25 protein-coding genes are annotated in these 23,954 nt (G+C 62.9%); 14 read left to right on the top strand and 11 right to left on the bottom strand.

What is annotated here, in order from left to right:
* Nucleotides 1-203 precede the first annotated feature (203 nt).
* Entirely contained in the window at nucleotides 204-1,535 is a 1,332-nt protein-coding gene (locus C2H86_RS00510) for an MFS transporter (RefSeq protein ID WP_159410978.1), read from the top strand.
* Between the two features lie 38 nt (nucleotides 1,536-1,573).
* Here C2H86_RS00510 and C2H86_RS00505 read toward each other — a convergent pair whose 3' ends face one another.
* The 5 genes from C2H86_RS00505 to C2H86_RS00485 form a co-directional block, all read right to left on the bottom strand.
* On the bottom strand, nucleotides 1,574-1,954 hold the full coding sequence (locus C2H86_RS00505; RefSeq protein ID WP_159410977.1) for a termination factor Rho: 381 nt from the start codon (nucleotides 1,952-1,954) through the stop codon (nucleotides 1,574-1,576).
* 82 nt (nucleotides 1,955-2,036) lie between these two features.
* Entirely contained in the window at nucleotides 2,037-3,512 is a 1,476-nt protein-coding gene (locus C2H86_RS00500) for an MFS transporter (RefSeq protein ID WP_159410976.1), read from the bottom strand.
* Nucleotides 3,513-3,622: 110 nt separating this feature from the next.
* Complete coding sequence (locus C2H86_RS00495; protein WP_159410975.1) at nucleotides 3,623-4,003, bottom strand: hypothetical protein; 381 nt, start codon at nucleotides 4,001-4,003, stop codon at nucleotides 3,623-3,625.
* An 88-nt stretch (nucleotides 4,004-4,091) separates the two neighbouring features.
* A complete protein-coding gene (locus C2H86_RS00490) occupies nucleotides 4,092-5,216 on the bottom strand; it encodes a mechanosensitive ion channel family protein (RefSeq protein ID WP_159410974.1) in 1,125 nt (374 codons plus the stop codon).
* Between the two features lie 126 nt (nucleotides 5,217-5,342).
* Nucleotides 5,343-5,486: a hypothetical protein gene (locus tag C2H86_RS00485; protein WP_159410973.1), complete on the bottom strand. Its 144-nt coding sequence runs from the start codon at nucleotides 5,484-5,486 to the stop codon at nucleotides 5,343-5,345.
* Nucleotides 5,487-5,746: 260 nt separating this feature from the next.
* On the opposite strand from C2H86_RS00485, the gene C2H86_RS00480 reads away from it, so the two are divergent.
* Genes C2H86_RS00480 through C2H86_RS00470 form a run of 3 tightly spaced genes read left to right on the top strand, consistent with a single transcriptional unit; the run spans nucleotide 5,747 to nucleotide 7,568 of the window.
* Nucleotides 5,747-6,343, top strand: coding sequence for a hypothetical protein (locus C2H86_RS00480; protein ID WP_159410972.1), 597 nt, complete (start codon nucleotides 5,747-5,749; stop codon nucleotides 6,341-6,343).
* Complete coding sequence (locus C2H86_RS00475; RefSeq protein ID WP_159410971.1) at nucleotides 6,343-6,771, top strand: phage holin family protein; 429 nt, start codon at nucleotides 6,343-6,345, stop codon at nucleotides 6,769-6,771. Before C2H86_RS00480 ends, C2H86_RS00475 begins: the two co-directional genes overlap by 1 nt.
* Complete coding sequence (locus tag C2H86_RS00470; protein WP_159410970.1) at nucleotides 6,768-7,568, top strand: DUF3618 domain-containing protein; 801 nt, start codon at nucleotides 6,768-6,770, stop codon at nucleotides 7,566-7,568. The genes C2H86_RS00475 and C2H86_RS00470 overlap by 4 nt, the downstream gene beginning before the upstream one ends.
* Before the next feature lie 60 nt (nucleotides 7,569-7,628).
* On the opposite strand, the gene C2H86_RS00465 is transcribed toward C2H86_RS00470, so the two are convergent.
* Entirely contained in the window at nucleotides 7,629-8,324 is a 696-nt protein-coding gene (locus C2H86_RS00465) for a type 1 glutamine amidotransferase domain-containing protein (RefSeq protein WP_159410969.1), read from the bottom strand.
* 168 nt (nucleotides 8,325-8,492) lie between these two features.
* Between C2H86_RS00465 and C2H86_RS00460 the strand changes: the two genes are divergently transcribed.
* Nucleotides 8,493-8,984, top strand: coding sequence for a GNAT family N-acetyltransferase (locus C2H86_RS00460; RefSeq protein WP_159410968.1), 492 nt, complete (start codon nucleotides 8,493-8,495; stop codon nucleotides 8,982-8,984).
* An 18-nt stretch (nucleotides 8,985-9,002) separates the two neighbouring features.
* Here the strand turns inward: C2H86_RS00460 and ppk2 are convergent, their stop codons facing one another.
* Nucleotides 9,003-9,920, bottom strand: a complete 918-nt coding sequence (gene ppk2, locus C2H86_RS00455) for a polyphosphate kinase 2 (RefSeq protein WP_159410967.1) — start codon at nucleotides 9,918-9,920, stop codon at nucleotides 9,003-9,005.
* 185 nt (nucleotides 9,921-10,105) lie between these two features.
* Here ppk2 and pstS point away from each other — a divergent pair, with 185 nt between their 5' ends.
* The 6 genes from pstS (at nucleotide 10,106) to C2H86_RS00425 (ending at nucleotide 15,313) form a co-directional block, all read left to right on the top strand.
* Nucleotides 10,106-11,134 (top strand): phosphate ABC transporter substrate-binding protein PstS, encoded by a 1,029-nt coding sequence (pstS, locus tag C2H86_RS00450; protein WP_159410966.1) that lies wholly within the window; start codon nucleotides 10,106-10,108, stop codon nucleotides 11,132-11,134.
* A 72-nt stretch (nucleotides 11,135-11,206) separates the two neighbouring features.
* Nucleotides 11,207-12,172 carry a phosphate ABC transporter permease subunit PstC gene (gene pstC / locus C2H86_RS00445; RefSeq protein ID WP_110635505.1) on the top strand — a complete coding sequence of 322 codons (966 nt, stop codon included), beginning with the start codon at nucleotides 11,207-11,209 and terminating at the stop codon, nucleotides 12,170-12,172.
* Nucleotides 12,172-13,065 (top strand): phosphate ABC transporter permease PstA, encoded by an 894-nt coding sequence (pstA, locus tag C2H86_RS00440; protein WP_103447793.1) that lies wholly within the window; start codon nucleotides 12,172-12,174, stop codon nucleotides 13,063-13,065. The genes pstC and pstA overlap by 1 nt, the downstream gene beginning before the upstream one ends.
* Before the next feature lie 49 nt (nucleotides 13,066-13,114).
* Nucleotides 13,115-13,900: a phosphate ABC transporter ATP-binding protein PstB gene (gene pstB / locus C2H86_RS00435; protein ID WP_027918791.1), complete on the top strand. Its 786-nt coding sequence runs from the start codon at nucleotides 13,115-13,117 to the stop codon at nucleotides 13,898-13,900.
* 94 nt (nucleotides 13,901-13,994) lie between these two features.
* Nucleotides 13,995-14,693, top strand: coding sequence for a hypothetical protein (locus C2H86_RS00430; protein WP_159410965.1), 699 nt, complete (start codon nucleotides 13,995-13,997; stop codon nucleotides 14,691-14,693).
* Nucleotides 14,693-15,313, top strand: a complete 621-nt coding sequence (locus tag C2H86_RS00425; RefSeq protein ID WP_159410964.1) for a hypothetical protein — start codon at nucleotides 14,693-14,695, stop codon at nucleotides 15,311-15,313. The genes C2H86_RS00430 and C2H86_RS00425 overlap by 1 nt, the downstream gene beginning before the upstream one ends.
* Nucleotides 15,314-15,419: 106 nt before the next feature.
* On the opposite strand, the gene C2H86_RS00420 is transcribed toward C2H86_RS00425, so the two are convergent.
* Nucleotides 15,420-16,940 carry an NCS1 family nucleobase:cation symporter-1 gene (locus tag C2H86_RS00420; RefSeq protein ID WP_159410963.1) on the bottom strand — a complete coding sequence of 507 codons (1,521 nt, stop codon included), beginning with the start codon at nucleotides 16,938-16,940 and terminating at the stop codon, nucleotides 15,420-15,422.
* A 318-nt stretch (nucleotides 16,941-17,258) separates the two neighbouring features.
* On the opposite strand from C2H86_RS00420, the gene C2H86_RS00415 reads away from it, so the two are divergent.
* Nucleotides 17,259-18,293 carry a L,D-transpeptidase gene (locus tag C2H86_RS00415; RefSeq protein ID WP_159410962.1) on the top strand — a complete coding sequence of 345 codons (1,035 nt, stop codon included), beginning with the start codon at nucleotides 17,259-17,261 and terminating at the stop codon, nucleotides 18,291-18,293.
* A gap of 89 nt (nucleotides 18,294-18,382) precedes the next feature.
* Nucleotides 18,383-19,099 carry a murein L,D-transpeptidase catalytic domain family protein gene (locus tag C2H86_RS00410; RefSeq protein ID WP_159410961.1) on the top strand — a complete coding sequence of 239 codons (717 nt, stop codon included), beginning with the start codon at nucleotides 18,383-18,385 and terminating at the stop codon, nucleotides 19,097-19,099.
* Nucleotides 19,100-19,852: 753 nt separating this feature from the next.
* Here C2H86_RS00410 and C2H86_RS00405 read toward each other — a convergent pair.
* From C2H86_RS00405 to C2H86_RS00390, 3 genes are all read right to left on the bottom strand, one after another.
* Complete coding sequence (locus tag C2H86_RS00405) at nucleotides 19,853-21,214, bottom strand: purine-cytosine permease family protein (RefSeq protein WP_159410960.1); 1,362 nt, start codon at nucleotides 21,212-21,214, stop codon at nucleotides 19,853-19,855.
* Between the two features lie 12 nt (nucleotides 21,215-21,226).
* Nucleotides 21,227-21,901 (bottom strand): cysteine hydrolase family protein, encoded by a 675-nt coding sequence (locus tag C2H86_RS00400; RefSeq protein WP_159410959.1) that lies wholly within the window; start codon nucleotides 21,899-21,901, stop codon nucleotides 21,227-21,229.
* 478 nt (nucleotides 21,902-22,379) lie between these two features.
* The gene (locus C2H86_RS00390; RefSeq protein WP_159410957.1) at nucleotides 22,380-23,135 is read right to left on the bottom strand and encodes an enoyl-CoA hydratase-related protein; all 756 of its coding nucleotides are present in this window, start codon (nucleotides 23,133-23,135) and stop codon (nucleotides 22,380-22,382) included.
* Between the two features lie 106 nt (nucleotides 23,136-23,241).
* Between C2H86_RS00390 and C2H86_RS00385 the strand changes: the two genes are divergently transcribed.
* The gene (locus tag C2H86_RS00385) at nucleotides 23,242-23,889 is read left to right on the top strand and encodes a TetR family transcriptional regulator C-terminal domain-containing protein (RefSeq protein WP_159410956.1); all 648 of its coding nucleotides are present in this window, start codon (nucleotides 23,242-23,244) and stop codon (nucleotides 23,887-23,889) included.
* The last annotated feature ends 65 nt before the right edge of the window (nucleotides 23,890-23,954 follow it).

The raw sequence follows: 23,954 nt of genomic DNA, 5'->3' as shown, positions 1-23,954 counted from the left end.
CTCTCCAAATCTATCGTCTATCCTGCGCCGACAAGCTGTAGACATTTGGTAGACATGTCTAATTCAGTCGTCAGGGCCGCGTAAGCGCCCAGTGAAAACTGCCTCGATAACAGGCTGCCTGCAAAACCGCGGGCGGCTGGCGCGCGGCTGGCTGATTGTCTGCAGTGACTCGACATAATTAATACAACAGGAGAGCTGTCGCGGTGAGTAATACAACGTTGTCCATCGAAGATGCGCCATTAAACAACTTCCACCAATTGATGTCCGTGCGCGCCGGCGGTGGCTGGATTCTCGACGGTTATATCCTCAGCATCATCGGCGTGGTGATCGTGCAGTTTTCCGATTACCTGAAGCTGGATTCGTTCTGGCAGGGCATGGTCGCTGCCTCGGCGATGCTCGGCACCTTCTGCAGCGGCTTTCTCGGTGGCTGGCTGACCGACAAGGTCGGGCGCCGTCGCCTGTTCTTCGTCGGCCCGATCCTGTTCATGGTCGGCTCGCTCGGCTCGCTGTGGGTCGAGTCCGGCATCGCGCTGTTCATCCTGCGTTTTCTGGTCGGGGTGGGCGTTGGCCTGGAGTACCCGGTCGCAGGTTCGCTGCTGACCGAGTTCCTGCCGCAAAAACACCGTGGCCAGCGCCTGGCCGGGCTGACCATCCTCTGGTTCGCCGGCGCCGCGCTGTCGTACATGGTCGGCAACTTCATCCTCGCGCGCGGTGGCGATGAGGCCTGGCGCCTGGTGCTGGCCAGCTCCGCGGTGCTCGGTGCGCTGCTGTTCATCGTCCGCCTGCGCACCCCCGAGTCGCCGCGCTGGCTGGTCAGCAAAGGGCGCCACGAGGAGGCAGAGCGCATCATCAAGAAGGTCTACGGGCCGTCCTATTCGCTGGCCAACATGCCGCAGCAGGCGGTAGAGAACAAGGTATCGCTGGCTGACCTGATGCGCTCGGGGTACGGCAAACGCATGCTGTTCGTCGCGGTGTTCTGGAGTTCGGCGGTGGTGCCGATGTTTGCCGTGTACTCCTTCGCGCCTGTGGTATTGCAGGCACTGAACCTGAAGGGTGACTGGGCGTCGTATGGCTCGGTGCTGATCACGCTGCTGTTCGTGGTCGGTTGCATCGTCGCGACGCGCCTGATCGACACCCTGGGGCGCCGCCCGCTGATCATCCACAGCTTCCTCTGGTCGACCCTGGCCTTGCTGGGCCTGGGCCTGTTCTCCAACAGCTCCGAAGCCCTGGTGCTGTTGATGTTCGGGGCCTATGCACTGTTCATCGGGGGTGCCCAGGTGCTGGAGCTGGTGTATCCGAACGAGCTGTTCCCCACTGAAATCCGCGCATTCGCTGTGGGCATGGGCTCCTCCATGTCGCGCATCGGTTCGGCGGCGGGTACCTGGCTGGTGCCGGTTTCGCTGCTGCACCTGGGCATCGGCAACACAATGCTGGTTGCAGCACTGGTGTCCCTGGCGGGGTTGGTGGTGTCAGTTTGGCTGGCCCCGGAAACCCGTGGCATGAGCCTGGAGATGGCGTCCTCGCTCGAACGTTGATTGGGTGCACCGCCGCAGGTGTGCCTGCGGCGGTTGTTTCAACGGTGCTTGTGCAGTGCTTCAATCAGCTCTGCCTTGGTCATGCTTGACCGCCCTTTGATGTCTTTGCTGCGTGCCTCTTTAAGCAGGCTCTCCTTGGTCTGGCTTTGCAGCGACGTATCCGATGCTCTGGCATGCCCTTCGCGCGTCTTTGCTGCACGCTTGGCCGAATCCGAGCGGGCGGTCTTCTTCTCGCCAGAAGAAGTCTTGCTGCCTGAGCCGCCTGACTTCTCGCCACCACCGGACTGCTTGTTGACGGTGGCCCAGGCTCGCGCCTCGGCTTCATCTTTCGAAACGCCCTTGTGCTCGTAGCTCTCTTCGATGTGCTCGGCCTTGCGTTTCTGCTTGTCAGTGTATTTGTCCTTGTCGCCGCGTGGCATGGCAGTTACTCCTGCGTGATGTACTTGAACGGTTGAAGGGCAGGGGCAACCCGAAGTGCCATTGAATGGACGGGCGGTGCGCTCAGGGTTCGCTGATCTGCGACAGCGGCCTGGCCACCTGTTCCAGCGAACGCCGCTCGGCCGCCACGCCCCAGATTGCCTGAGTCAGGCCTGCAATAATCATCAGCGCCGCGCCAATCAGGTAACCGTACAGCACATTGACGCGCTCGCCGGTTTCGATCAGCGCGCCGAACAGGGTCGGCCCGATCAGGCCGCCCAGGCCGGTGCCGAAGGCATAGAACACGGCAATGGCCAGTGCGCGGATTTCCAGCGGGAAGGTTTCCGCCACGGTGAGGTAGGCCGAACTGGCCGCCGCCGAGGCGAAGAAGAAGATCACCATCCAGGCCAGGGTCTGCTGGGTCACGTCGATCAGCTGCTGCTGGAACAGGTAGCCGCTGACGGCCAGCAGCACGCCCGAGACCAGGTAGGTCGAGCTGATCATGATGCGCCGGCCGACCACGTCGAACAGCCTGCCCAGCAGCAGCGGGCCGCAGAAGTTGCCCAGCGCGAAGGGCAGGATGAACCAGCCCACCTTGGCCGCTGGCACCCCGTAGAAGTCGGTCAGCACCAGCGCATAGGTGAAGAAGATCGCGTTGTAGAAGAATGCCTGCGCGGTGAGCAAGGTCAGGCCCACCAGGGCGCGGCGCCGATGCTCGACGAACAGGCTGTGGAACACCTCGCGCAACGGCGTGTGGTCGCGTGCGCGAAGGCGCAGGGGAGGGGCCTGTAGCGGCGGGATCACGATCCCGCGCTCATGGTAGTGGTGTTCGATGTCGGCGACGATGCGCTCGGCGTGCTCCGGCTGGTTGTGGATCATCAGCCAGCGCGGGCTTTCCGGGATCCACAGGCGCATGAACAGGATCAGCAGGCCGAGCAGCGCGCCGATGCCAAAGCACAGGCGCCAGCCCAGATCGCCACCGGCCACTGCCGGGTCGAGCAGGATCACGGCACCGGCCGCGCCTAGCGCTGCGCCAATCCAGAAGGTGCCATTGATGGTGAGGTCGACCCAGCCGCGGTAACGCGCCGGGGTAAACTCCTGAATGGTCGAGTTGATCGCCGTGTACTCGCCGCCGATGCCCGCGCCGGTGAGAAAGCGGAACAGCAGGAAGCTCCACAGGCTCCAGGAGAACGCGGTTGCGGCCGTGGCGCCGATGTACAGGAACAAGGTGATGAAGAACAGCCTGCGCCGCCCCAGGCGGTCGGTCAGCCAGCCGAAGCACAATGCGCCGAGTACCGCGCCGGCGATGTAGCTGGCGCCTGCCAGGCCGATCTCGGTATTGCTCAGGTGCAGTGCAGGGCTGTCCTTGAGCGCACCCTCCACCGAGCCCGCCAGGGTGACCTCAAGGCCGTCGAGCAGCCAGGTGATGCCCAGGGCCAGCACCAGCAAGGTGTGAAAACGCGTCCACGGCAGGCGGTCGAGGCGGGCGGGGATGTCGGTGCTGTACAGGCGCTGCCGGGCCGAGCCCCGGCTGGGCTGCGGCAAGGTGTGGGTCGCCATGGCAATTCCTTCGCTGACGGATTCACTTGGCCAATGCTGCAAGGGCGACACACGGTCGCCCCCACAGCAGTGTTGCATCAGCCTTGCCAGTCAGGCAGCACATCGGCTCATCAACCTCCAGAGCCACCGCTCCCCGAGCCGCTGCCGCCGGCACCGGAACCGCCGGAGCTCCCGCTGCCGGTGCCAGAACCTGTGCCCGTGCCGCTGCCTCCCGTACCCCCCATGCCAGAGCCGGTACCCGAGCCGTTGGTCGTGCCATCACCCCCGGTATTGTCTGTGCCGTTATCGTCCGTACCGCCATTACCTGTGCCCATGCCATCACCCGGCGTACCTGAGCCAGTCGCACCGCCTTGGCCATTCATTTGCCCGTTGTCGTGCGGTTGCATGCCAGGGGGGCGCTGATCGTTCATGTCGGTTGCCGCCAGAGCGATGGGCGCGCTCGCGCCCAGGCACAGCGCCAGTAGCCATGTTTGCGGCTTCATTGTCTTCATGATGAATCTCCTGTTTGCGTTCTTCGCCTTCCATTCGGCCCGCCGGCGTGGGGGCCGTGCGATGAGAACGACGGACGGCCTCGACGTTTCAGGCGCCTCGGATCCCCCGACCCTCGCGGCCCGACCCTGGCAGGCTGGCTTCCTGCGGCAATGCGGTGACCTTGATTGCCCGCACCGGTACGGCAAACTTGGCGCCGATCCTGGAAAAGCGCTCCAGCAAGTAGAAGTTGATCGCTTGCTGGATGTCCATGTACAGGTTGTAGCCGGGGTCCCTGACGATGTACACGCATTCGAACTCCAGCGCTTCCTTGCCAAACCCGCGCAGGTGAGCGCGGTCGAAGCGCACCTGCTCCTGCGCCTTGATCGCCTCTTCGACGATGGCAGGCGCTTTCTTTACGGCGTCGGTCGGCGTGTCGTAGGAAAGTCCGAATTCGAACACGATGCGCCGTTCCTGCAAGCGCTTGTAGTTCTGGATGGTGCTGCTGATCATGCTGGCATTGGCCATGACGATCTGTTCGCCACCGAGGCTGCGGATGCGCGTGGTCTTCAGGCCGACATGCTCGACAGTGCCTGCCAGCGGCCCGATGACAATGAAATCGCCGACCTCGAACGGTTTGTCCACGGCGATCGACAGCGAGGCGAACAGATCGCCCAGGATGTTCTGTACCGCCAGCGCCACGGCAATACCGCCGACGCCCAGACTGGCGACGAAGGCGGTGATGTTCACGCCCAGGTTGGACAGCATTGCCAGCAGCACCACCGACCACAGCAACACCCGTGCGCCCCAGGCCGACAGGGTTGCGAGTGCGCTGCCCTGGTTCAGGCCGTCGGCGCGATGGCGGGCGAAGTAGCGATTCAGCCCCAGTCCGATGGCGCGGTTGGCCCACAACCCGATCTGCAGGGCGGCGACCACGAACCACAGGCTGCCGACCCGGGTCAGCCAGCGCTCCGGCAGATCGAGCATGCTCAGGCCCACCAGCAGCGAGGCGAGCAACAGCAGGCAATTGCTGGTGCCAGACAGCACCTTGGCCAGCACCTGGCTGAACACACCGTCGTGTTCGGACCAGCGGCGGATACGGTGCAGCAGGAAGCCGATGGCGGCGCGGGCGACCAGGAAGGTCCCGATGGCCACCGCCAGGGCCAGCAGCAGATTGAGGATGGAGATACCGAACAGTGTGGTGTCGGTGAACAGGGCAATAATGCGGTCATTCATGAGCGGCGTGCCTCCCGGTTGCCTGGGTCGTTATGCAGGTCGTTCTCATGGGATGTTCAGATGGCGCCATAGGTCGATCGGATTTCACCCGTCGACCCTGGGCAAGGAAAATCAAGAGGGGCGGTGTCAACCGTCGGACTGTTCTTCCGGTGGCACCTGACCTTTTGGCCAGTCCGGCGCCTCTTGTTCCGGTTCAGGCGTGGGCACAGGCTCGCCTGGGTTGTGGGGAATCTCATCGACGTAAGGGTCGGGATGGTCGGGGTCGATCATGGTGCACTCCTTTTGGCCAGGTTACCCCGCTTAGGTCGTGGCGATGGTGAAACTGTTCCATCCGGGGGCGCGAGCGGCGCGTCAGCAAAGCCTTTGCCAAGGTTGCCGCGACGACAGTTGAGCTTGCCGTGTTATTTGGATCAACAGGCAAAGGTCACAGATCACATGCGCTGAACTCCCGCTGCTTCGCCTGCGTCCCTCGATTGAATGCCTTGCAAAGCGGCATTCGCCAAAAACCGATTACCTTCGAGGGCGTAACGATGGAAAACACCGATCACATCTCGACATCGCCACCTGGCAGCACCCAGGATCATGTGCATACCATCACCGATGAAGCCGGCGCGCTGCTCGGCGACGCCAGGCAGAAGGGCACCGAGCAGTTCGAACACTACCGCGACACTGCAGCCGATCAGCTTGATTCACTGAAAGAGGGGGCCCGCTCGGCGGCGTCCGCGCTGGAAGGCAATGATAGCCTCGGCCTGTCGCACTACCTGAGCCAAGCGGCGCAATGCGTGGGCGAGTTTGCCGAGCAGGTGCGCCATGAAAGCGCTGAAAGCCTGCTGCAACGGGGCGCCCAGCTTGCCCGTGAGAACCCGGCGCTGTTCCTTGCCGGTAGCGTTGCGGTCGGCTTTGCGGTGTCGCGCTTCATACGTGCCAGCGCCACATCAGCTACCCCTGGCACTGCCACCACCGCAGCTGATCGCGAGCCCCAACCCGTGCCGGCGGTGACGCCCGACAGGGGCAGCGATGTATCCACCCGAGAACCCTTTACCCCGGTCGATCCCATCGGGCCCGGCGCTGGCACGCCGGTCACTGGCAGCCCGTTCGAACGTGACCCGCTAAAAGGAGGCGAATGATGAACAAGGATCCCTTGCACACCACTCCAGGCCTGCATGCGCCGGAAGACGAAGCGGTCGGGGTTGGCAGCCTGCTGCGCGAGCTGATGCGCGAAGTGCCGGCGTTGTTTACCAAGGAACTGGCATTGGCCAAGGCCGAGCTGCAGCAGAACCTGGCCACCCTCAAGGCCGGCACGGCGGCAGTGGCGGCCGGAGCGATCGTGGTGCTGGCAGGCTTCGTCATTCTCCTGCTGGCGGCGGTCTACGCCCTGGCACTGGTGCTCGAACCCTGGCTCGCGGCGTTGATCGTGGGCGCGGTCACCGTGGTCATCGGCTTCATCATGCTGCAGGCGGGCAAGAAGCAGTTCGAGCCTACCCACTTGGCGCCCGACCGTACCTTGCACGCCATGCAACAGGACAAAGCCACGCTGAAGAGGAAGCTGCCATGAACTCATCATTCGAACATGACGCGCAAAAAGACCCGGACCTGCTCGAACAGGAAATCAATGCCAGGCGCGAGCATATCAGTGACCTGGTCGACGCACTCGAGCAACGCCTCAGCCCTGGGCAGATGGTTGATCGCGTGCTGGCCTATGCCAAGGGCAATGGCGGCGAATTCTTCCAGAACCTTGGTACCACTCTGAAGAACAACCCCGTGCCGGCGACCCTCACGGTGTTGGGCCTGGCCTGGCTGGGGTTGAACCAGAACCGCCCCTTCAACCCTGGGCCAGCCCATCATGGGCCAGGGTTGGGCGAAAAGCTCGGCGAGGCGGTCGACACGGTGAAGGACGCGTTCGCCCAGGCCGGGGAAGCGATGCACGACGCCAGCCAGAAAGTCCGTATGAAGGCCCACGATGTGCGTGACCGGGCCAGCGAGCTTGGCAGCGACGCTCGCAAGACCATGGGCGCATCCGCCGAGAGCTTGCGCGGCTCTGCACACAAGGTTGCAGATGAAACTACAGCGTTGAAGGGGCAGTTCGATCACCTGCTGCACGAACAGCCGTTGGTGATGGCAGCCCTGGGTATCGCGCTGGGGGCTGCTTTGGGAGCGGCGCTGCCGAGTAACCGCAAGGAAGACCATGTGATGGGCGCCAGCAGCGACCGATTGACCGACACCCTCAAAGCCAAGGGTAGCGAGGTGAAAGCGGCAGTGGAGGCGTCGATGGACCAGGCGGGTGACAGCGCCTCGACCGAGTCTGGCAGCAAGGGCTCCGATCTCTCCGGCGGGTTGGGCTTCACCCAATGACGCTGCGGGTGTGCCCCTCCACCCCTTCTGCCAACACAGAGGGGGTGGCTCCCGCTTGCTTCAGGCGCCTGGCTCCTGCGCCAGGCGCTTGAGCAGTGCCTTCGCTGCTGCCTCGGAGGAGGCAGGATTCTGGCCGGTGATCAGGTGGCCATCTTCGATCACATGGCTTGCCCAGTCCGCGGCCTTGGAGTATTCGCCGCCGTTGGCCTTGAGCATGTCTTCCACCAGGAAAGGCACCACCGCGGTCAACCCGACAGCCTGTTCTTCACTGTTGGCGAAGCCGGTGACCTTCTTGCCCTTGACCACCGAATGGCCGTCTGGCGCATTGACATGCTTGAGCACCCCAGGCGCATGGCACACGGCGGCAATCGGCTTGTTGGACGCGTAGAACGCTTGGAGCAGAGTGATCGAATCCTTGTCTTCGGCCAAGTCCCAGAGTGGCCCGTGGCCCCCTGGGTAGAACACGGCATCGAAGTGGTACGGGTCGATTTCGCCAAGCGGCACGGTGTCGGCCAGGGCCATCTGCCCGTCGGTGTCGCTGGCGAAGCGCCGGGTGGCGTCGGTCTGGGCGTCCGGCTCGTCGCTTTTCGGGTCCAGCGGTGGCTGGCCGCCTTTGGGCGAGGCGAGGGTGACGTCGGCATTGGCGTCGACGAACACGTAGTAGGGCGCGGCAAATTCTTCCAGCCAGAAGCCAGTCTTCTTGCCGGTGTCACCCAGCTGGTCGTGCGAGGTGAGCACTATCAGGATCTTTTTCATCAAAGCCACTCCTCCAGAGGTGAATGGGCAGTGCGCTGTTCGCCCTGCATGAAGGTGGGAGGGCAGGGCGCCGCAGGCGTTCCATGATAGCCCTCGAAAAGAATGCGGGGTTTGCCGCTCAGTCAATTACTCTAGCGGCATGACCACTTTATTTATGGATGCCTGCCCATGAGCAACACGTCATTCCGCCAACCCGTCATGGCAGATGCCGAGCGCTGCTTCGCGATCGAAATCGGTGCCTACGAAGGTGACGAAGCGGCCACGCTGGAGAAGATCCGCACGCGCATCAGCCAATACCCTGAAGGCTTCCTGCTGCTCGAAGACGCCCATGGCATCGTCGGCTTCATCAACAGTGGCTGCGCCCACGACGTGGTGATGTCCGATGAGGCGTTCAAGGAGCTGGTCGGCCATGACCCGCAAGCGCCCAACGTGGTGATCATGTCGGTGGTGGTGGACACGGCCCACCAGGGCAAAGGCTACGCCAAGCGGCTGATGAGCGAGTTCATCAGCCGCATGAAGGCGCAGGGCAAACAGACCATCCACCTGATGTGCAAGGAACAGCACGTCGAGCTGTACCGCAAGATGGGCTACCAGTATGTGCGGCCTTCGCCCTCGGACCACGGGGGCATGGCCTGGCATGAAATGGTCATGGCGCTCTGACCCAGCCAGCACGCCGTATCAGTAGACCTGCGGCACGATGATGTCGGTCGGGGTCGGGTTGCGGATGTAGTCCTCTTTCCTGACCCGCTGCGGCAGCTCGATCGTCGGCACCTGCACTTCTTCATAGGGCATTTGCCCAAGCAGGTGGTGGATGCAGTTGAGCCTGGCCTTCTTCTTGTCATCGGCCTGCACCACCCACCAGGGCGCTTCGGCGATGTGGGTGCGTTCGAGCATGACCTCCTTGGCCTTGGTGTAGGCCTCCCAGCGCCGACGTGACTCCAGGTCCATGGGGCTCAGCTTCCATTGCTTGAGCGGGTCGTGCACGCGGCTGAGGAAACGCAGGTGCTGTTCCTGGTCGGAAATGGAGAACCAGTACTTGATCAGCTGGATGCCCGAGCGGGCGAGCATGCGCTCGAACTCCGGCACGCTGCGGAAGAACTCCTCGTACTGGTCGTCGTTGCAAAAGCCCATGACCTTCTCGACGCCCGCGCGGTTGTACCAGCTACGGTCGAACAGCACGATCTCGCCGGCCGCCGGCAAATGCGAAACGTAACGCTGGAAGTACCACTGCGTGCGCTCCCGGTCATTGGGGGCCGGCAGCGCTGCCACCCGGCATACCCGGGGATTCAGGCGCTGGGTGATGCGCTTGATCACGCCACCCTTGCCAGCGGCATCACGGCCTTCGAACAGGATCACCACCTTGTGGCCGGTCTTGACCACCCAGCTCTGCAGTTTCACCAGTTCGCCCTGCAGGCGGAACAGTTCGCGGAAGTAGGTCCGGCGCGCGGCCTTTTCGCTGCCTTCCTCCATATGGTCGTCAAACAGCGCGTTCAGGTCATGGCCGTCCTCGGCCAGCTCCAGTTCCAGCTCTTCATCACTGTGGTCCAGCAGCTCGCGATGGATGCGCCTGATCAAGGTGTGTTCGGTGGGAGACATGGCGGGCACTCGCGTCGGGGGATGATGGCAAAGTGTTTAGTCATATTTGGTTACCACCAAATGACAACCCACTGCCCGTCAGCCCCGATTTAGAGGGGGTTACTACATTGACTGCCATTCAATAGTCACAAAGCTGTAACACAGCTGATGCAAAGTGTGCTCGCCATCACACGGAGCGCTTTTCCATGATACGCCTCATGAAGTCTGCTGCACTCGCCGTTGCGGTTTCTCTGTCTGCCACTTCGGCCTTTGCCGCAGACAACATTCGCCTGACCGGTTCCGGCGCCAGTTTCCCTGCACCTATCTACCTGACCTGGTTCAAGGACTTCAGCAAGAACACTGCTGGCGTTACCGTTGACTACCAGTCCAAGGGTAGCGGCGCAGGCGTTCAGGACTTCCTGAACAAGACCGTCGACTTCGCCGCGAGCGACTCGGCCATGAGCGAAGCAGACATTGCCAAGGTCGGTGAAGGCGTGCAGTTGCTGCCGATGACCGCCGGTGAAATCGTTCTGGCGTACAACCTGCCGGGCAACCCGAAAGGCCTGAAGCTGCCGCGCGACGTGTACTCCAACATCTTCCTGGGCAAGATCACCAAGTGGAACGACCCACAGATCGTCAAGGCCAACCCGGGCATGAAACTGCCTGACCTGCCGATCACCGTGGTCGTGCGTGCCGACTCCAGCGGCACCAACGCTGTGTTCACCAAGCACCTGTCGGCCATCAACGCCGACTTCAAGAAAGACCTGGGTGAAGGCAACACCGTCAACTGGCCGGCTACCGACAAGTTCATCAAGTCGCCGAAGAACGACGGCGTGACCGCCACCGTTCGCCAGACCCCGGGCGCCATCGGCTACATCGAATACGGCTTCGCGAAGCTGGCCAAGGTCGACTTCGCCGAGTTGGAAAACAAGGCCGGCCAGTACGTCGTGCCGAACGCCGAAAGCGGTGCCGAAGCACTGGCTGCGGTGAAAATGCCGGAAAACCTGATCGCTCACCTGCCAGACCCGGAAGGTGCCAAGTCCTACCCGATCACTTCCTACACCTGGATGATCTTCCGCAAGGACAACGGCAGCCCGGAAAAGGCCAAGGCCATGCGTGAGATGGTCGAGTACGGCCTGACCCACGGTCAGAAGATCGCCGACTCGATGGGCTACATCCCGCTGCCGCCGTCGGTTGTCGACGAAGTGCGCAAAGCGTCGCAGAGCATCCAGTAACACCCTCAGGCGCTCCCGGCGTGGTGTGACAGCCGTGTCGGGAGTGTTTGCCCCTTGTCCCGGAATAAGACAATGAACACACCTTTTGCCATACCGGATAACCCAGACTCCGCGTGCCAGCCGCCGTCCGCCAAGGACTTCCTGGTTGACCGCACCTTCCGTGCCCTTGCACGTATCGGTGTGGTGCTGATTCTCGCGCTGGTTTTCGCGTTGGTATACGAAGTAGGACGCAAGGCACTTCCAGGCATGGAAAAGCACGGGTTTGACGTGCTGTTCGGCAGTGTGTGGGACGTCAACCAGGGCAAATACGGCATTCTGCCGGCCATCTGGGGCACGCTTTACAGCGCCCTGATCGCCTTGTTGATCGCAGGTTTCTTCGGCGTCAGCATGGCCATTTTCCTTACCCAGGATTTCTTGCCGGCGAGGCTCGCGGCGGTGTTTCGCACCATCGTCGAGCTGCTCGCCGCCATCCCCAGCGTCGTCTACGGCCTGTGGGGCATCTATGTGGTGATTCCGGCCATCCGGCCGTTGACTGCCTGGCTGAACAGCGAGCTGGGCTGGATCCCGTTCTTCGGCACCTCCCTGAGTGGCCCCGGCCTGCTGCCGGCGGCGTTGGTGCTGGCGATCATGATCCTGCCGACCATTGCCGCGGTTTCCCAGGATGCGCTGACCAGCGTACCGATGAAGACCAAGCAGGCAGCCTACGGCATGGGCACCACCCACTGGGAAGCGATCCTCAAGGTGATGGTGCCGTCCGCCGCCACCGGCATCTTCGGCTCCCTGGTGCTGGGCCTTGGCCGCGCACTGGGCGAAACCATGGCGCTGGCGATGCTGGTCGGTAACGCCAACACCATCACCCTTTCGCTGTTTGCCCCGGCCAACACGCTGGCAGCCTTGCTGGCGCTGAACTTCCCCGAAGCCGGGCCGAACGAGATCGAGGTGCTGATGTACGCCGCCCTGGTCCTGATGTTCATCACCTTGCTGGTGAACGTGTTCGGTTCGATGATCATGCTCTACGCCCAGCGGGGTAACAAATAATGACTGACCTCTCTGCAGCCACTACCGCATTGCCCAGCCTGCAGCGCCGCTTCGAAGGCCGCGCGCTGCGCAGCCTGGTGTTGACCTCCACGGTCTGGTGCGTGGCCCTGCTGGCCAGCGTGCCGCTGATTTCCGTGCTGTACATGCTGATCACCCGTGGCGGTGCGCGCCTGAGCCTGGAAGTGTTCACCGAATTGCCACCCACCGGTTTCGAGATGGGTGGTGGTTTCGGTAACGCCCTGGCCGGTACCTTCGTCATGGTCGGCATCGCCGCAGCCATCGCGGTGCCGGTCGGCATCCTGGCGGCGGTGTTCCTCGCCGAACTCGGCCCTGAGAGCAAGCTGGCCAACGCCTCGCGCTTCGCCGCCAAAATGCTCACCGGCCTGCCGTCGATCCTTGCGGGTGTATTCGCCTACGCCCTCGTGGTAATGACCACCGGTACCTACTCGGCCCCGGCCGGTGGCGTGGCACTGGCCGTGCTGATGCTGCCGATCGTGGTGCTGACCGCTGAAGAAGCGATGAAGATGGTACCCAAGATCATGAAGGACGCCGCCTACGGCATGGGCTGCACCCGCGCCCAGGTGATCTGGAAGATCGTCCTGCCGACCGGCATGCCGGCCATCCTCACCGGCGTCATGCTGGCGGTGGCCCGCGCTGCGGGTGAAACGGCACCGCTGCTGTTCACCGCGCTGTTCAGCAACTACTGGATCTACCACGACGGCAGCCTGGCCGTCATGAACCCCACGGCATCGCTTGCCGTACTGATCTACAACTTCTCCGGCATGCCGTTCGACAATCAGCTGGAGCTCGCCTGGGCGGCCTCGCTGGTGTTGGTGATGATCGTGCTGGTAGTCAACATTCTTAGCCGAATCTTCGGCAAGCCAAAGTACTGAAAGGGAGCATTCGACCGTGAACGTATCAACTGCACAGAGAGCCGCTCCCATGGTCAGCGAAGCGCCAATCGTCATGGACTGCAAGCTGGACAAGATCTTCTACGGCAACTTCATGGCCGTGCGTGACAGCCATGTACCGATCCGCAAGAACGAGATCACCGGCTTCATCGGCCCGTCCGGCTGCGGCAAGAGTACCGTGCTGCGCAGCCTCAACCGCATGAACGACCTGGTCAAGGGCTTCCGCTTCGAAGGCCATGTGCACTTCCTCGGCCAGGATGTCTACGGCAAGGGCGTGGACCCTGTAGTGGTGCGCCGCTACATCGGCATGGTGTTCCAGCAGCCGAACCCGTTCTCGATGAGCATCTTCGACAACGTCGCCTTCGGCCTGCGCCTGAACCGCTACAAGGGCGACATCGGCGACCGCGTCAAGCACGCCCTACAAGGCGCCGCACTGTGGGACGAGGTCAAGGACAAGCTCAAGGTCAGCGGCCTGTCGCTGTCCGGCGGCCAGCAGCAGCGTCTTTGCATCGCCCGTGCCATCGCCACCGAGCCGGAAGTGCTGCTGCTCGACGAACCCTGCTCGGCCCTCGACCCGATTGCCACCCGTCGCGTGGAAGAGCTGATGGTCGAGCTGAAAAAGGACTACACCATCGCCCTGGTGACCCACAACATGCAGCAGGCGATTCGTGTGGCCGACACCACCGCGTTCTTCTCGGTCGACATCTCCCAGGGCACCCGTACCGGTTATCTGGTGGAGATGGGCCCGACCACGCAGATTTTCCAGAATCCGCGTGAGCAGCTGACCAGTGACTACATCAGCGGCAAGTTCAGCTGAGTAGCCAGCACCCGCCAGGCGACCCGCCCCGCAGGCCAGGAAGGCCGAGCGGGGTGGGTCGCTTTCACGTTTGTACTGTTTCAAGAGATTACTAATGGATGCGACATGTCGTCTTGACCTGCCAGCGGTAGAGCGCGCACTGCGCGAAGTGCAGGGCCGCTTTGCGGAACTCAGCCAGCATTTCACCGAGCCGCGTGACCCGTTCACCGACGAGGTGCTGCTCAATGTGCTTGAAGGCTATGCCTTGATTGACGACTATGTCGCACGGGGTGTGGACCTGTTCGACCTGCAGCAGCTGAACCTGATGCTGGAGATCAACGCCACCGTGCTGTGCGGCAGCGACCCGGCACGCCGCCGCGAGTTCGCGCCACACCTCGAAGCCACCGAGGCGCGCTTTTTCAACAACGTGGAAGGCGGCATCAAGGATCTGTACAACTGGTATTGCTCATACCGCAGCGATTCGATCTGGAAGCGTGCGGCGGGTGTCTACGTGCGCATCCTCAGCAAGCCGCAACTGTTCATCGAAGGCAACAATCGCACGGGGTCGCTCATCGTCAGCTATCTGCTGATGCGTGCAGGGCTGCCGCCGTTCGTGCTGACGCTGGACAACGCCGAGGGCTACTTCAACCCGTCCTCGGTCATTCGCAACTCCGCCAAGCATGGTGTGAAAGCTTTGTACGAATTGCCCAAGATCAAGAAAAAGTATGCGGCCTTCCTGGAAGCGAAGGCACCTGAACCCGAAAAGTTTTTCCTGCGCGGCACCTGCGTGCCGGCCCGCCAGGGGAACCGCTGATGGAAAGGTATTCGATGCTGGAAAAAGGCAAGGCCGGTGGCCGACGTGCGTGGAAAGCCATCGGGCGCAAACTCAGGCGCCCGCAGATGCGCATTTCCTTCGATATCGATGACACGCTCGCCTGTTTGCCGCACCACGCCGATGAAGAAGACAGCAAGCTGCCGGCGTTCGTCCACCGCTGGCTGGGCGAGCCACTGCGCAGCGGCACCCGTTCGCTGATCCGCGACCTGCGCCGCCAGGGTTGCAGCATCTGGATCTATACCTCTTCGGGGCGTACACCGGCCTATATCCGGCGCTGGCTGATGCTCTACGGCATTCACGTCGACGGCGTGGTCAACAGTGATCGCCACCAGCATGCCCTGTCACAACACGGGCTTGAGAACACCCCCTCGAAATACCCGCCGGCATTCGACATCGACTTGCACGTCGACGATTCCGAAGGGGTCGGGATCGAGGGCTTCGACCACGGTTTCCGGGTGGTGGTGGTCAACCCGGAGGATGACAGCTGGGCACAGAAGGTGATGGACGCTGCGCAGCAGGTGCAGGCTCAGCTGGCATGGCAGCAATCGCACCGCTACGAAGCACCGGTGGTGCAGCGTTCGCAGGTGCTGGCGTCCTGAGCGTCGTTTTTATGTACGGCGTGAGATGTGTTGCGCCGGTCAGATCGAGCGCCGCCCGCGCGGCGCTCGATTTACGCCTCCCCTCAAAACCAAAGCCAGGCACCCGTCAGTGGTGCGCGGCATCCACGGCAATGCTTTCGCCAGACACTTCCAGATACCGGACACTGCGGTTGGCGATGGCATAGTGGATCAGCCCGCCCAGCCCGGCGCCGAAGAACCAGGAGAACTGCGACAGCGTCTCGAACGCCGGCACCAGCGCCAGCAGGATGGCAATCAGCGAGGCCGGGATGAACGCAGCCACGGCGCGCAGGTTGACCCCGCCACGGTAGTGATAGGCGCCCTCAGGGCTTTCGCTGTACAGCTCCGGCAGGTTCACCCGGCCACGGCGTATCAGGTAGTAGTCGGTGACCATGATGCCGTACAGCGGGCCGAGCAGGGCGCCCAGGCCGCCGAGGAAGTACACGATCACCGACGGGCTGTTGTACAGGTGCCACGGCAGGATCACCACCGCGATGGTGGCACTGAGCAAGCCTGCGCGGCGGAAGTTCAGCACCTTCGGTGCCAGGTTGGTGAGCACGAAGGCCGGGGCGACGAAGTTGGCCATGATGTTCACCGCCACGGTGACCAGCAGGAAGGCCAGGCAGGCCAGTACCAGGCCGGCGGTGTTGGGGATGGCCGCGACGATTTCGCTCGGGCTTTGCACCAGCTTGCCGTCGATGCTGAACTGCGCACCGGCGAGCACCACGGCGATCAGCGCGAAGCCCAGCATATTCACCGGCAGGCCCCAGAAGTTGCCCACGCTGATGGTGCGGCGATCCGGGCAGTTACGCGTGAAATCGCAGAAGTTGAGGATCATGGTGCCGTACAACGACACCCACAGCGCGGCGGCACCGAAGACTTTCAGCCACATGCCGGAGCCGGTCGGCGCGTTGCCGCTGGACCAGGCAATCGACAGGCCGCTGCGCCAGTACATCCAGCCCGCCAGGCCACTGAAGGCGACCAGGATGATCGGCCCGGCGAGGGATTCGAAGCGGCGCACCATCTCCATGCCGTAGGCGAAGATCGCCACCTGCACGCACCAGATGCCGAGGAAGGTGACCCAGCCCAGGGTCGACAGGCCGAGGATCGCGTTCTGGTCGTAAGCCTTGAGGTCGGGGGCGATGGCGGTGAGCAGCACGCGCAGCACCACCGAGGCGAGGTAGGTCTGGATACCGAACCAGGCGATGGCGATCACCGCGCGGATCAGAGCCGGGATCTGCGCGCCATGGATGCCGAAGCTGATCCGGCACATGACCGGGTAGGGCAGGCCGGTCTTCTGCCCCATGTAGCCGGACAGGTTCATCAGGCCGTAGATCACCAGCGCGCCGAGGGCGAAGGCGGCGAGGATCTGCGCGCCGCTCATGCCCAGGGCGAACAGGCCGATGGCGAAGGAGTAGTTGGCGATGTTGTGCACATCGTTGGTCCACAGCGCAAACAGGCTGTAGCGCCCCCAGGTGCGATTGGCTGCACGGGTCGGTGCCAGGTCGTTGCTGTACAGGCGCGGGCTCAGCGGCGGCTGACTGGCCCCGGCCGTTTCGGCAGGGCGATCGGCAAGCTGGCCAACATCGGAACGGGAAATCGACGCCATCGGGGCTCCATGATGATTGTGTACTTTTATTGTTTGTATTTGTATACAAACAAGATTCGTACCAATCCGTGAGCGTGAAGAGCGCCGGGAGTTATCTGGGAGCGGCTTTAGCCGCGAAGCAGGCGACGCGGTGGCTGGCACCGGCTTTGCCGGTGTTCGCGGCTAAAGCCGCTCCCACAGGTAATGGGCTTTGAGCTGGGAACTTTGTGCACACTTTGGTGCAGGGTTGTTACCGCCCCGCCCATGCGAGTGTGCTCAGGTGGCTCGCGGGGAATGTTCCGCATAAGCTGAGGGCAGGATGCCATGAGGATCAGTTCGATGTTGCATGTACCGCTCGCGCTGGGTCTGTTGCTTGCCACCTCCTTGGTCGAAGCCGCGCCGCTGCAGGTGCCCACCCCGGCCGCACTCAGGAGCCAGCTCGACAGCCTCAAGCCTGGCCAGTTTCTCTGGTACCCGCAGGTCTCGCCGGTGGGGCCAGTGACCGTGGTGGTCAGCCTCACCGAGCAACGTGCCTACGTTTATCGCAATGGCATCGCCATTGGCGTCAGCACCGTGAGTAGCGGCAAGGCAGGGCGGGAAACCCCCACCGGGGTGTTCAGCATTCTGCAGAAGAAGGTCGAGCACAAATCCAGCCTCTACAACAGCGCACCGATGCCCTACATGGAGCGCCTGACCTGGGACGGTATCGCCCTGCACGCGGGCCACCTGCCGGGCTACCCGGCCTCCCATGGTTGCGTGCGGCTGCCGCTGGAATTTGCCAAGAAGCTATATGAGGTCACCGGCTTCAGCTCGACCACCGTCATCGTTTCCGATACCCAAAGTGCACCGGTGGAGGTCTACCACCCCGGCGTACTGGCGCCCACGGTCAGCGCAGGCAAGGCCCAGGGCCCGCTGGTATTGAGCAACCAGCAGTTCTGGAACGACCCGGAACCGACGTCTGGGCCGCTGTCGATCCTGATCAGTCGCGCCGACCTGCGCGCCTACGTGTATCGCGCAGGCCAGCTGATCGGCTCGGCGCCTGCACTCTCGCTTGAAAACGCCAAGCACCGCAGTGGCATGGCGGTGTACTCGCTGCTGCAAAAACCCTCCGCCCTGGCGCTCGATGGCGCGCTACCGTTACGGTGGTCGGTGGTGGGCCTGAGCAACCCGGAGTACGGGGATACGCCCTATGAACAGCTGGGGCAATTGAGCATCAACCCGGAGTTCCGCCACCACCTGCGTGCGGCGATGGACGTCGGCACCATGTTGGTGATCACCGATTGGGCGTCCACCCGGGATACCCGCAGCGACGGTAAATTCACGGTGATCACCACCGACGACAGTGAAGAACTTAAGCCATTGGTCAAGAAATGATCGGCAATCCCGAAGAATTCAAGCAAAGTGGTGGCTTTTGGCCGCAAGCCAGCTGACTTTTTGCTGACAGGCCTTTACCGGGGTAGTCCATGTCGATGTTTGAACCCTTGCGGGGAGCTTTCCGGCTCTCGGTGGCCAGTATTGGCCTGTTTTTCCTCAGCGCCTGGCCAGCCGCCCACGCGCAACCCCTGCCCAGCGCCGCCGAGTTGCAGCAACTGGCACCCAACGCCAGCCTGTCGGCGCTGGGCATGGCCCTCACGGCCTACGCCTGCGCCAGCCACGGCGAGGCAGACAAACTGCTGACGGTAATCGATTACTCCAAGGCCTCGCGTGACAAGCGCCTGTGGGTGTTCGACCTGCGCGCGCGCAAGCTGTTGTTCGAGGAGTGGGTCGCTCACGGCAAGAACAGCGGCGCCGATGTGCCGACTACGTTCTCCAACGCCCCGAACAGCTACCAATCGTCCATCGGCCTGTACGAAACCGGCCAGATCTACAGCGGCAAGCACGGCCGCTCGTTGCGCCTGCAGGGGCTGGAGCCGGGGTTCAACGACAACAGCATGTCGCGGGCGATTGTCATGCATGCCGCCGCCTATGCCGACCCCAAGGTGGTGCCCGGCCTCGGGCGCCTGGGGCGCAGCCAGGGCTGCCCAGCGGTGCGGCCGGCCATTGCTGGCAAGCTGATCGACACGCTGCAGCGCGGTAGCTATGTGTTTGCCTATTACCCGCAGCAGGACTGGCTGAAGACATCGCGTTTTCTCAATGCCCAGAGCTGCCCGCTGTCGAGTCAGTCGATCGCCAGCAAGTAGCGAACGTTACACGTAGCGACAGGCCGCCTCCGATAACCGTTGTTGATGAAAATCGAAGCCTTGGATTCATTGGCAGCTCAGGTGAGTATCTAGTTGCTCGGTTTAGCTGCCAAAAGCTGATTAACCCACGAGAACGCATCGGCACGGGGCGCGACTTTTGCGACGAATTCCCGACCACGTGCTGCGGCCTCCGTCATCCCTGATGACGACCAGCGTTGTAATGGGTGAGCCTGGTTAACCTGAAAAAGGTCAGGCTTCGCGATCGGCAGCCTTCGACCCATTGCGGACATTCCATGCTTTTGGGTCAGTGCAGTGTTCGGATGTGTTCGCCGTGGAATTTTTTGCGCCTATGAGATCGAGCGCCGCCCGCGCGGCGCATCGCGAGCTGTGCTCGCTCCTACGTCTGTTTCGGGCCAGTAAAACCTGTGCCAGCCGTGCGCGACCGCCTTGTGGGTACCACGCACTACCGCGCTGAGCACCAAGGCGTTCGCGCGCAAATCCCCCAGGAGTAATTGGCCCGAAACAAACGTAGGAGCGAGCGCAGCTCGCGATGCGCCGCGCGGGCGGCGCTCTATCTAACAGACGCAGGCGATGTCATGGTGAACGTCCGCTATGGGTCGAAATCGGCCGTTCGAGAGTGATCGCTATCGACCTATGGCAGACGCAAGAATTTAGGAGCCGCTTCGCAGCCCATCGCCGCCACGGCAAGCGCGGCTCCGACAAGAACCGCGCAAGCCTTGACTGCTGCATTTATCAGGTCTTGACGGTGCTGTCCGCCGCGACCCTGCGCTTGCTCATCAGGCCGTAGTAGCAGGCTGCCGGGAACAGCAGCCCCACCACCCAGGCCAGGTCGATGCCCTGCAGCGAGGCAGCAACGGGCCCTACGTAGAGGGAGGTATTCATGAACGGAATCTCCAGCGCGATGGTGGCGAGGAACACGCCCACCGCGATCCAGTTGACCCGGCCATAGATACCAGATGGGTCAAAGATGTCGGCAATCTGGTAAACCCCTTTGCGCAGCGCGTAGTAGTCCACCAGGTTGATCGCTGTCCAGGGGATCAAAAAGTAGCTCATGAAAAAGATGAAGTTCAGGAAAAACTGGATGAAGTCATCCTGGGCCAAAGTGCACAACGCCGTCGCCAGGGCACAGATCACCAACATGAAGCTGGCGCGTACCCCGGGGGTGACCTTCAGCGCCGCGAACGGCTCGATCACTGTCACCGTCGACATGAAGGCGCCATACAGGTTGAACACGTTGATCGCGATCTGCCCGTAGAGCACGAACGCCACCGCCAGCAAGGTGCCGCCTCCGAGCACGCCGAGCAGCTGCAGGCCGACGTTGTCGGAAAAGCCGGCGATGGCCTTGGCCAGTACCGCGCCCAGCAGCATCATCCAGCTGCCGCCGATGACCGTGCCCGCGTAGCTGTACCAGAACACTTGCCGCGTCGAGGTACGGGTCGGCAAATAGCGCGAGTAGTCGGCCACGTAAGGCGCATAGGACAACTGCCAAGTTACGGCGATGCTAACCGAGGCCAGGAAGCTGGCCAGGTTGAAGCCTTGCGCTGTCCATTGGCCGCTTTCCATCGGCAACGCCAAGGCCAGCAGGGTGGCAATGCCGAAGACCGCGATCGACAGCAACGACAGCAGCTTCTGCAGTCGGTGGATGAGCTGATAGCCGAACAGCGCCACCAGGAAGCACAGGCCGCCGAGCAGGGCGATGTTGCCGCCGTTGCCGAACGGGCTGGCACTGGCGATGGCCTGGGCGGCCAGCAGCGTGTTGCTGACGAAGAACCCCAGGTAGATGAGCATTACGAACAGCAACGGCACGATGGCGCCGAACACGCCGAACTGCGCGCGGCTCTGGATCATCTGCGGGATCCCCAGTCGTGGGCCCTGGGCGGAATGCGAGGCCATGAAGATCGCGCCAATCAACGAGCCGAGCAGAATCGACAGCGCGCTCCAGAACAGGTTGAGCCCCATGCTGATCGGCAGCACACCGGCGGCCACCGTGGTGATGTTGGCGTTGGCGCCGAACCAGACGAAAAACAGCGAGCGCGGCTCGCCATGGCGCTCGGCTTCCGGGATGAAATCGATGCTTCTTTTCTCTACTTTCATGTCGTTCTCCCCTCAGCGCTGGGCTATCAGTTGGCGCTCGAAGCGCGCAATCGTCTGCACGAATGCGTCTGGCTCATGGGCGAGGTGGTCGGGTTCTGCGCTGCGCACAGAGGCTGCCGGCTGGTGGTTCCAGCTGCGCAGCAATTGTGCGGTGGCGAAGATTTCCAGCCCGTAGAGCCAGTTGGAGAGAATGAACAGCGCCGAATAGTGGGCGGCGAGCGTGGTCGCCGTGCAGGCGTCGGCGACCAGCACCAGCTGGAAGTCGTGCTGATAGGCATCGAACAGGCTGCTCATCACGCACACGTCGGTCAGTACACCGATCACCACCAGCCGCTTGATGCCGCGGCCTTTCAAGGTCTGGGCCAGGCGCGTGCCGTGAAAGGCGCTGTAGCGCTGCTTGTCGATCACCACGTCACCGGCCTGCGGTGCCAGGGCGTCGATGATTTCGATGGCCGGGGTACCAGCGCGGTAGGTGGTTGGCCGGCCTTGTGCGTCGACCGGTTCGCCGAATGCCAGGTCGCGGCCTTGCGCATCGTTGATGTGGCGGGTGTAGAACAGCGGCAGGTTGCGGCAGCGGGCGCCGTCAATCAGCGCGGCGGCGTTGTCGATCACAGTGTCCAGGCGCGGCAGGGGGAAGCTGTCTTCCTGCTGCAGGTCGATCACGAGAATAGCGGTGTCTTGAGTCATCGGATTTCTTCCAGGTGCAGGACCCCGGGCGCTGCACCAAGGGCGCGCCAGGCGGTTCTGCGGATGCAGGTGCGCGGGCGCCGCGACAGCGGTGCCTGCGTGGGTCGAGCGCAACGCTCGTGGAAGAAATCAGCCGACTATCTGCCAGAAGCCGTTCTGCTTGGCGGCGACAGCGGCGGGAAGGCGTTGCAGGGTGACCTGCAACGGTGCCGACGCTCGGCGCAGGAATCCGTTCATGGCTCCACACGGCAAGGCGCGCACCCAGCCAGAACGGCGGGTGCGAAACCTGGCAACGAGGGAGGAAAGGCGGGCCATGAGCAGAACACTCGCGTGATGGGTTCAGTCATGGCAGCAAAACTCGGGCCAATACTGCCAATGCGCTGGGAGTGGCGTCATTGGCGAGTTGAGCTTGGCAGTGTTACTTGCCGGCATGTGGTATGCCGTAATACTGTGCTACCAAGGGTATCAACCTGATGGCTCAGGCACCCTTGCGCGATACCATCGCGGTCAAGGCGGCCCTGGCTTCATCGCTGTTGAGCCGCTCGATGAACAGCAGGCCTTCCTTGGCCACCGTTGCAGCCAGCGCTTCGCGCTGCCCATCCTTGAGCAGACGCCTGCTGATGCGCAGGGCATCGACAGGCAACTGCTGCAGGCGCCGCGCCAGCTTGATGGCGGCGGCCAGGCATTGCCTGCCATCGTCGAACAGTTCGCTCGCCAAGCCCCACTGCACGGCTTGTTCGCCATTCAGCGCCTGGTTGCACAGCAACAGCTGTGCCGCCCGCGCATGCCCGAGCATCTGTGGCAGCAACAGGCTCGCGCCAAACTCCGGGCACACGCCCAGCGCCACGAACGGGGTGCGCAGTTTGGCGTCACGGCTGATCAGTACCTGGTCGCAGTGCAGCAAGAGCGTGGTGCCGATGCCGATCGCAGGCCCCGCCACTGCGGCGATCAGCGGTTTGTCCAGCGCCAGTACCGCCCACATCATGCGGAACACCGGGCTCTGCAGGTCGGTCGGCGGCTGGTCGAGAAAGTCCGGCAAGTCGTTGCCGGCGGTGAAGCACTCGGTGCTGCCGGTGATCAGGATCACCTCGACCTGCGGGTCGTTGTTGGCCGCTTCGAACAGCTCTGCCAGCCGCGTATACATGGCGTTGGTCAGGGCGTTGAGTTTGTCCGCGCGGTTCAGGCGCAGGGTCAGCAGGCCTTCATCGAGCTGCTGGTGGATCAGGTCGGTCATGGGCGGTGCCTCTGTTGTTGTTATCGTGCCCGAGTATAAACAGGCTTTCGCGACCGAGGCGAGTTGCTATACAGTCGTTCAACTGTGCGATCCACGAGAGCCACCCATGACCCAGGAAGCCCGCTTCAGCCGCATGCTGCCCGAACTGCGCAAGGCCAATCTGGTCGAGGCCACCCTGGCCTGCCTGAAGCGCCATGGCTTCCAGGGCGCCTCGATCCGCAAGATATCCGCCGAAGCCGGCGTCTCGGTAGGCCTGATCAGCCACCACTATTCGGGCAAGGACGAGCTGGTCGCCGAAGCCTACATGGCGGTCACCGGCCGGGTCATGCAGCTGCTGCGCGAGGCCATGGCCCAGGTCGCACCCAATGCCCGCGAACGGCTGTCGGCGTTCTTCCGTGGCTCGTTCAGCGCCGAGCTGCTCGACCCGCAGCTGCTCGATGCCTGGCTGGCGTTCTGGGGCGCGGTGAAGACCGCCGAGGCGATCAACCAGGTACACGACCATTCCTATGGCGAGTACCGCCGCGAGCTACGCACGCTGCTCGCCGAACTGGCGCGGGAGGAGGGCTGGGAGCGCTTCGATGCCGACCTCGCCGCCATCAGCCTCAGCGCCTTGCTCGATGGCCTGTGGCTGGAGTCCGGGCTGAACCCGGGCACCTTCACCCCGGCCCAGGGCGTGCAGATCTGCGAGGCTTGGGTCGATGGCCTGCAGGCCGGCGGTCGGCAACGCTTCACTGCGGCCACCGAGGGCTGTTGATCGACCGTTCAGCAATCGCTAGTCTTGGCCCACTCTAATAAAAAAATCGCCTTCGGGCGCTTCAG

The organism is Pseudomonas putida (assembly GCF_009883635.2).
GTDB lineage: Bacteria > Pseudomonadota > Gammaproteobacteria > Pseudomonadales > Pseudomonadaceae > Aquipseudomonas > Aquipseudomonas putida_W.
Note: the sequence above shows the minus strand (reverse complement) of the source record. Positions and strands in the feature narration are given on the sequence as shown.